Origin of the sequence: Acaryochloris sp. IP29b_bin.148 (genome assembly GCF_028285565.1) — a bacterium.
Lineage (GTDB): Bacteria > Cyanobacteriota > Cyanobacteriia > Thermosynechococcales > Thermosynechococcaceae > Acaryochloris.
This window is the reverse complement of sequence record NZ_JANQOY010000083.1, coordinates 38,408-46,512: the sequence shown is the minus strand read 5'-3', so window position 1 is coordinate 46,512 and position 8,105 is coordinate 38,408. Positions and strand designations below refer to the sequence as shown.

7 protein-coding genes are annotated in these 8,105 nt (G+C 47.3%); 3 read left to right on the top strand and 4 right to left on the bottom strand.

The annotated features are described in order from the left end of the window. Positions 1–343: 343 nt before the first annotated feature. Positions 344–1,402: a chlorophyll a/b binding light-harvesting protein gene (locus Q0986_RS07965; RefSeq protein ID WP_299407551.1), complete on the bottom strand. Its 1,059-nt coding sequence runs from the start codon at positions 1,400–1,402 to the stop codon at positions 344–346. A gap of 530 nt (positions 1,403–1,932) precedes the next feature. Here Q0986_RS07965 and Q0986_RS07960 point away from each other — a divergent pair. Together Q0986_RS07960 and lspA are read left to right on the top strand one after the other, a co-directional pair. Then, positions 1,933–2,514 (top strand): biotin transporter BioY, encoded by a 582-nt coding sequence (locus Q0986_RS07960; protein WP_299407549.1) that lies wholly within the window; start codon positions 1,933–1,935, stop codon positions 2,512–2,514. A gap of 3 nt (positions 2,515–2,517) precedes the next feature. Next, positions 2,518–3,045, top strand: a complete 528-nt coding sequence (gene lspA / locus Q0986_RS07955; RefSeq protein ID WP_299407547.1) for a signal peptidase II — start codon at positions 2,518–2,520, stop codon at positions 3,043–3,045. Positions 3,046–3,072: 27 nt separating this feature from the next. Here the strand turns inward: lspA and Q0986_RS07950 are convergent, their stop codons facing one another. From Q0986_RS07950 to Q0986_RS07940, 3 genes are all read right to left on the bottom strand, one after another. Then, a complete protein-coding gene (locus Q0986_RS07950) occupies positions 3,073–3,801 on the bottom strand; it encodes a TVP38/TMEM64 family protein (RefSeq protein WP_299407544.1) in 729 nt (242 codons plus the stop codon). A 125-nt stretch (positions 3,802–3,926) separates the two neighbouring features. Beyond that, positions 3,927–4,766: a mannosyl-3-phosphoglycerate phosphatase gene (locus Q0986_RS07945; RefSeq protein ID WP_299407542.1), complete on the bottom strand. Its 840-nt coding sequence runs from the start codon at positions 4,764–4,766 to the stop codon at positions 3,927–3,929. Next, positions 4,759–6,564, bottom strand: coding sequence for a sugar phosphorylase (locus tag Q0986_RS07940; protein WP_299407540.1), 1,806 nt, complete (start codon positions 6,562–6,564; stop codon positions 4,759–4,761). Before Q0986_RS07940 ends, Q0986_RS07945 begins: the two co-directional genes overlap by 8 nt. Positions 6,565–6,849: 285 nt before the next feature. Between Q0986_RS07940 and Q0986_RS07935 the strand changes: the two genes are divergently transcribed. Continuing rightward, positions 6,850–8,094, top strand: a complete 1,245-nt coding sequence (locus tag Q0986_RS07935) for a glucosyl-3-phosphoglycerate synthase (protein WP_299407538.1) — start codon at positions 6,850–6,852, stop codon at positions 8,092–8,094. Positions 8,095–8,105 lie beyond the last annotated feature (11 nt).

Genomic DNA, 8,105 nt, shown 5'->3' with positions numbered 1-8,105 from the left:
TTCTCAAAGTTGCTTAATACGGATGTGGGTAAGTCTGTCTGGGCGGCTCCCTTGCCGCCTCTTCCTCGTACAGATGCTGTCACAACTGTTGTCCTCTTTTCTCTTGTGTTAACTGAAAAATAATTGTTTATGACGACAAAAATTTCTTGAAAGACTCAAGCCAGAAACATCATGGAAAGACCAAAATGATGAGGCTGAGATACGGATATTAACTGTTTAAGAACCTGGACTAGGAGGATCCGCAACCATTAGTGGTCAACTTGGTTTAGGCATCAACCTAGTCCAACAGATCAATAGAATCCTTAAAACCAAGCTGGCTCAAAAGAGCCAAGCCTGGATGGAACTACACTTCAGCATCGATCTCGATTGGGTCGGGTGTGAAGAACCGTTGAAGAACACGGAAGTCAAAACCTGAAGCACGCAAACAGTGGAACAGATGACCTTGTAGGCAATAGAAGGCCCAGAAGTAGTGGATGTTAGAAATCCAGAACCGAGTTGTATGGCCACTTGCTGCGACATCTAAAGTATCCGCGAAGTTGGGAAGGAATCCTAAGTTAGGTTGTAAGACAGGGCCAAAAAACTCAACAGGGAAAACAACGTCATTAACGGAACAGAAGTAAGCAGCATTAAAGCCAGCAAATGCAAGTCCACCTAAGGCATAGGCGAGCAAGGCTTCTGCGTTTTTAACGTAGATTCGATCTGTGTAGGGCCAAGGCTTAACAAGAATGTGGAAAATTCCACCAAATGTATAAAGTGAACCCACAAATAAGTGTCCGCCAATCACATCTTCGAGATTGTCGACGAAATAAGGGTTGAAGCCAGGTGTTGCCCAACCATACTTGAAGAATCTAACAACGTTAAGAGTTGGAGAAATGGCTCTAACTTGTCCGGCGTTGGGGTCGTAAACACCATGAGTCATTGCCCAGCCAGCAAATAAGAATGTGGCTAAACCGAGGAAAATGAGATGGTGGCCAAGGATTCGACCTTGAGTTTCAAAATCATCCCACTCGAAATGAAACCGTCGGCCTGCGTCTGAGTCGCTATCAGCAAAGCTCTTAGGACCTGTCAAAATATGAAACAAAGCGCCAGAGCCAAAAATTGCTGCGGCAACTAAGTGGATCATGCCCACTGCAAAAGCAGGGTAAGTGTCTAGAAGGACGCCACCTTCACCAATTCCAAAGCCTTCACGGGCTAATTGGGGTAAACAAACAAAGTTTTGAGCGTATAAAGGAATATCAGGGTTGTATCGGGATAATTCAAATAATGTAAAAGAACCAGCAAAAAAGCACATAGAGGCAATTTGGCCGATGTGGGCTGCTAGAAATTGAGCGCTATAGTCTGTGTAGCGCGAGTTGCCCGCCCACCACTTATATTCAACGTTTGGATTTCCATAAGTTTGCATTGTTAAGCTATCTCCTCCTCTGTTATCGGTGCCACCTTAACTTTAATTATCAAACTTAATACAAAATACTATCAGACCTCGCCCTCCAAGTAATACTTTTGGCCCTACAGAGTAGATGTCTCTAGCTCATAAGACGAGTCTTAGTATCTTCTATATCCTATCACTGGTAAGCTTTTCATCCATTCGCGATTAGATTGGCTTGAAATTGATGCTCAATGAATAGGAATTTCGTTCTATACCCTGCGATAAGTTTGAGGGTATTTATTTTGAACCGTACTATTTGTTCCCTTCTTTACTATACTTGACACGTTGACCGGACCAACCCGGATTTGAGATTTTGTCTGAGTCAAAAATTTGGGCTTGCAGCCCGTGAGGAGACTCGCTAACTGGGTTGGTATGCACGAGCTAATATGAGTTAATCAAGGTTTAGCGAACTCTCTCAAGCTGCTATGAGTTAGGCCAATCTATTTTTAACGGATTGAACGTAGCATCAACTTTTTAACCTTCGTCACCTCACTTTTCCCACCCCTGTGCTGACCACTTTTGATGAATTTCTATGGGCGATCATCGGACTCTTATTAACGATCAATGGTGTTTTTATCGAGGTTGCAGTTCCTTTCCCTTCGGACTGGCCAATTGACTGGAATCAACTCGATCTCTATTCACTGGGCACAACCTTACAGGTCGGTGCTGTGTTGTTAGTGAGCTGTTTAGGAGGTAAAAATGCCGGGGCGCTCTCTCAAATTGCCTATCTGGTCTTGGGATTGAGCGGAGTGCAAGTTTTTTCCCAAGGGGGTGGATTAAGCTACGTGCAAGAGCCGACGTTTGGATATTTACTGGGTTTTTTGCCAGGTGCCTGGATCTGTGGCTACTTGGCCTTTCGCAAGCCGCGTCGCCTAGAGATTCTCTTGCTCAGTTGTCTATGTGGGTTGCTCGCCATTCATGTTGTGGGAGTCCTGTATCTAACAGGGTTATCGCTTCTTCAACTGTCATCTTTGAGTTGGGGCGCATCCATCTGGCAGTATTCCATTTTGCCATTACCAGGGCAGTTGATGGTGGTCTTTGCTGCTACGCTAATGGCGTTTGTTCTGAGATTAATCCTGTTCTATTAAACTATGCGCTGGAAGAAACGGCTGTTTTGGGTATCCGCCCTGTTAGGTTTAGGAGCCGATCAGCTCACCAAGTTTTGGGTCCTACGAAATTTTGAACTCGCAGAAACCCGTCCCTTTATCAGCCGAGTGCTGAACTTAACCTATGTCCAAAATCGTGGGGCGGCCTTTGGTTTGTGTGAGGATTGTCTCTGGTTGCCTTGGCTATCTGCCTTGGTTTGTATTGCTCTGCTGAGTCTAGGGATTTGGGGACCCCGCTTAACCCGATGGGAACAAGCTGGATATGGTTTCCTTTTGGGAGGGGCGGCGGGGAATGGCCTCGATCGCATTCTTTTGGCGTATGTGGTTGATTTCTTACAGCTACCTTGGCTGTACTTCCCCAAGTTTATGTTTACAGGGGGTTCGATTCAGCTTCGGTGGCAGTTATTCCCAGTGTTTAATATTGCGGATATTTGTATCAATGTGGGTCTCATCTGTCTATTAATCGCAACGTGGCAGAGTAGTCGTAAAAAGCCTCGCAAACCGTTGGTCTGATGTGGATAAGGCTATTGGGTGAGGCGGTTACACTGCTTCGATCTGGATCAAGGACTTGAGGCGATCGCCAGTGGTGCGCAATAGAACGATAGGAAGAAGAGCGATACCAACTAAGAGTAAACTAGCTAGTCCAAACATCTGAGATGGATTCGCGATGCCGCCCATGTAGGTCAAAAGTAGGGTGGATGGAATCATGCCCACGAGTGTGGCAACGGCATAAATAGGAAAGGATAATCCTGCCATGCCAGCGCCATAGCTGACTAAATCGAAGGATAGGACCGGCAGTAAGCGACTGATAAAGATAAACCAACCCATCAGGTTCGTGGCTAAATCAGGTGAAAGAGTGATCTTTTTACCTGTGAAGGTTTCGAAGAAGGATTGTCCTAAATACTTGCCCAAGCCATAAGCGAGTAATGCGCCTAAGAATCCGCCGATGATGGTATAGATGCCTGCCGTTAACGGTCCCCATAAGGCACCCGCTGCGATCGCAAGCGGTGCACCGGGAATTTGACTGGCCACCACCGAAATAATCAGCAGCCCGATGTAAGCAATCGGTCCCCAGGGTCCTATTCGGCCCACTAGGTTCTGAAAGCCCTCAACCGTGAATATATGTAGGTCAAAGGTGGGGAAGTGATTGGTCATCGCCAAGACACCTAAGCTTCCTAGCGTTGCCATTACAGCCCAGAACCAGGGAGAGGTGAGTCCATACCGTTTCTGGTTCAGATTTGATTTCAAGGCCAAGGTGCATCCGTTCATGAGGGGTTGCCAGGGATTAACTTACAGTCCTTAGCTTCGCTAAGGGGACTGAGGAAACCCCGATACCTATCTGAGGAAACGATAAGAACTCTGTGAACGGTTCTCAGAAAAAGTATCCTTTAGCCCTATACCGACGACCAATACTGATCGCGCACCTGTGACATCGCCATCGCCCAACCCTGAGCGCCTGGGGCAGGGGCAATCTGCCAGCCTTGGTGAGCTAAGCCGGGATGGGGACCCTTTGTACCTGGAATTACAATCGGGATATCGACGACTTCCAACATGGCTAAATCATTGGGGCTATTGCCGAGTCCCACGGTCTTAATGGGGGGCTGAAGAGTCTGGTAGCACTGAACCAGCAGGTTGACGGCTTTACCCTTGCCCGCCCCCAATCCGATTAAATGGCAAAATCGATCGCCCACTAAGATCTGGAATCCCATCTCAGCCACCTGCTGTGCCAATGCTGAAGCTGCTAAGCCAGGATTGACAAAGGGCTCTGTAAACTCGCGAGTTTGGGCTTTGAGGGCATCTTCTGAGTTGAGTCCTGTTAAAGCCATCAGCTCATCTACACTCATATCTCCAAAGCCCTGTAGTGGTTGACTCAGCCGTTGGGATAGGGTTTGCAATCCTATTCTGGCTTGATTATAGGTGCAACCTAAACAGAGACGCTGATGCTGATTCCATACCTGCTGAGAGACCTCTGTTTGGGTGAGATCAAATCGCTGATCGTTAGCAGGGATAAATACGCCGCTGCCATTTTCGACGACAAAAGGTTCTTCAAACGATAGCGCTTGCAGGAGTTCTTCCACCTCGACTCGCGTTTTACTGGTGACAGCAATAACGGGGATCTGATGTGCTTTTAGCCACGCTAGCATCGGTAAGGCGGCATCATATCGATAATCATCATGATTTAAGAGGGTGCCATCTAAGTCCGTAAAGACTAAATAAGAGGCTGGATTAGTCATTGTCTCCTTCGACTCCTAGGCTGCAGGCTTGCCCCTCGACTTCGATGCCCTCAAATTTATTGGTAATCCATAGGGATTGGTAAGGTTGCAAGATTACGGTGTCGTAAATGCCACGGATACAAGACCCGCTAATCAGGTCATACCATGGATCGATGGTCACCAAGTTAAGGTCAGAAAGTCTTAGTTTCTGCTTGCGATCGCTCAAGTTATGGATCGAGAAAATGCTTTGATCCCGGGCCATGCTTTGCCGCCAAAACGCAAAGAGCGCCTTATTGGGCAAATGTAGGGTGTATTGGGTGGCGTTGGGATGAAAGGCATCTTGCTGGCGGCGAATTTTAATTAGCCGGGTCAGCTCTTTCAGAACAACAGCATGGGGGGACGTTTCGTCCTTTAACTGCTGCTCTAGCTCTACTAGAGGCCATTGATGGCGATTAATCGACCGTTTACGTCCCGTGCGATGAACGTTCTCCCAGTCATTATGGGTGGCCAGCAGGCTGTGGATATAAAAGGCTGGAATCCCTTCCAAGGACATCATGATCGTTTGTGAGCAGATAAAGCGCTCAATTTGCCACTGATCTTTGCCTTTGGCCGTCCCTTGCAGGGCGTCAAAGAAGGAAATATTGATTTCATAGGGTGAATCAATCCCTTCAGCATTGGTGCGCATACTGATAGTGCCACCAAAGTCCTCCATACATTGGAGCAAGGTTTGATATTCTGTATCAGTTAACAGTCCCTCTGTGGGACGTAAACCGATGCCATCGTGGGAGGCCGTGAAGTTGAAGTAAGCGCACCCTAAGGGAGCTGGGGGCATACTCATCATCCAGGTTTGTAAATGTTCAGCCTTGCCTTGCAGTAAGGCGTTCAAAATCAGCGGTGGCAAACTAAAGTTGTAGATTAAGTGGGCTTCGTTGCGATTGCCAAAGTAACTGAGATTCTCGCGATTCGGCACATTGGTCTCGGTAATGAGCGCCACTGACGGATCGACCATTTCCAGGATTTCTCGGAAGAGGCGGACCATCGCATGGGTTTCAGGCAAGTGGATGCAGGGCGTCCCTAATCGTTTCCATAGGTAACCAATGGCATCTAAACGAATATACTTGGCACCCATCTGGACATAAAACAGCAGAATTTTGACAAATTCTAGAAACACCTCTGGATTAGCAAAATTGAGATCAATTTGATCTTCACTAAAGGTGGCCCAAACATGCTTGGGGCCTAAGGATGTCTCCACTTCTACGAGTAAAGGGGAACTGCGGGGACGAACAACACTGGAGATATCCGTGGTGGGATCAACTTCGACAAAATAGCCATGCCCCGGTTTAGCACCTTGAAGATAATTCTGAAACCATTGACTTTGGCTGGAGACATGGTTCAGTACCAAATCAGCCATCAGTTCAAAGGATTGAGCAATGTGTTGAATATCTTCCCAGGTCCCTAACTCGTCATTCACCGCTCTATAGTCAATGACCGAAAAACCATCGTCCGAGCTGAAGGGACAAAAGGGCAGGATATGCACTCCGGTCACGACATCTTGGAGATGCGTCGTCAGGAAATGGTTTAAGGTGACTAAGGGCGGGGTAGCATTCAGCGGGCGTATGGTATCTCCATAGGTGATTAAGAGAATGTTGTTTTGGCTCCATTTGTACAAATTCTCAGAAATAGAATCTGCAAAATGAGGCTGTAACAATTCAAAGAGCTTGGCCAACAGGGATTCCAGTTGGTCTGGGCCATAAATCCTTTCGAGCAGCGTTTTGACTTTAATCGTGAAGGCTTGATGCTGTTGAGCTGGATCAATCATACGCATCCCAAGTGAGGACAGTTGTGGTTACGGCTGGGAATGATGGAGTTAGCCTGATCTAAATTAGAGTGGATAATTGTATCGCATTAATCAGTTTTTAACGTCGGCTATGATTGGGGTACTGATTGTTCCTAGATCATCTGGAGAGTCTCTGGTGATGAGCAACATCTGCAATATCGGAGAGAGGATTGTTTGGCGTTTTGTAGCAAAACTGACATTGACATCCAGCAAAAAATTTAACAATGTGTTTATAAGCATTTACCGCCCAAGGACTCAGGTCATTGCATGGACTATAAGCAAGACTTAATCACGACCATTCACGATTTTGACTGTGATTTGGAGTTTTTGGAGACTCGACTCACTGAACTGACCCAGACGAACCCCACGGCTGTCCTGATTCCCGCCCTTTACTCAGAATTGGAACGACCCGCTTTAGGTCAGATTTGCGATCACCTTAAGGACTGTGCATTTGTCCAAACGGTGGTTATCTGTCTCTACGCTGATAGTCTGCAGCAATATGCCCAGGCGGTTCGCTTCTTTAGCATTCTGCCGCAAAAGACTTACGTCGTTTGGGAAAATGGCCCTGCGATTAGCCAGGTCTTAGAGAACCTGAAAGAAAAAGGCTTAGATTTACTGAAATACAAAGGTAAAGGTCGAGCAGTATGGCTGGGCTTAGGAGTTGCCTCTTTGGAAGCCCATGCGATCGCACTGCACGATGCCGACATTACCACCTACGACCGCTCCTACCCTCTGAAGCTTCTCTATCCCCTCCTAGAGAAGGAATTCGGCATTTCCTTTAATAAGGCCTACTATGCCCGCTTAGGCCACTATCCTCGCAGCTTATATGGCCGTGTCACCCGTCTCTTTGTTGCTCCGCTGCTCACATCATTAACGGCGTTACTGGGTGATAGAGATTATCTCCGATACCTCCATGCGTTTCGCTATCCCCTGTCTGGCGAGTTTGCTCTCACCCATGATCTGGCCTTACAAACCCGCATCCCCGGCAATTGGGGTTTAGAAATTGGTCTGTTGTCTGAGGTTTATCGGAATCTGGCCCACCGCCGCATTTCCCAAATTGACTTGGGCATATTCGAGCATAAACATCAGCAAATTGGCACGTCGGATCAGTCAGGTTTGCAAAAAATGTGTCGCGATATTTTGGGGTCTGTCCTTCGTACCCTTACAGAAACGGAACAGGTGGTCCTAACCAAAGATCATATCCATGCGCTACAGGTCAAATTTCGCCGCTCTGCTCAAGATTTTGCCCATCAATATTTTATTGATGCTAGCTTTAACAACCTCCACTTTGATCGCCATCAAGAAGAAGTCACGATTGAGACCTTCGAGAAGATCATCCTAGAGGGAGGCGAAGCGTACGTCACCGATCCCAGAAACTCGCAAATTCCGGCTTGGACGAGAGCATTGGCGGTGATGCCTGATTTGCGTGAGCAGCTCCGAGAAGCTGCCATCCTTGATGCGGCTGAGGTGAATGCCTTGCCCCTTCCTGTGACTGTTCCTCATTCGGTCTGATAAGGAACCTG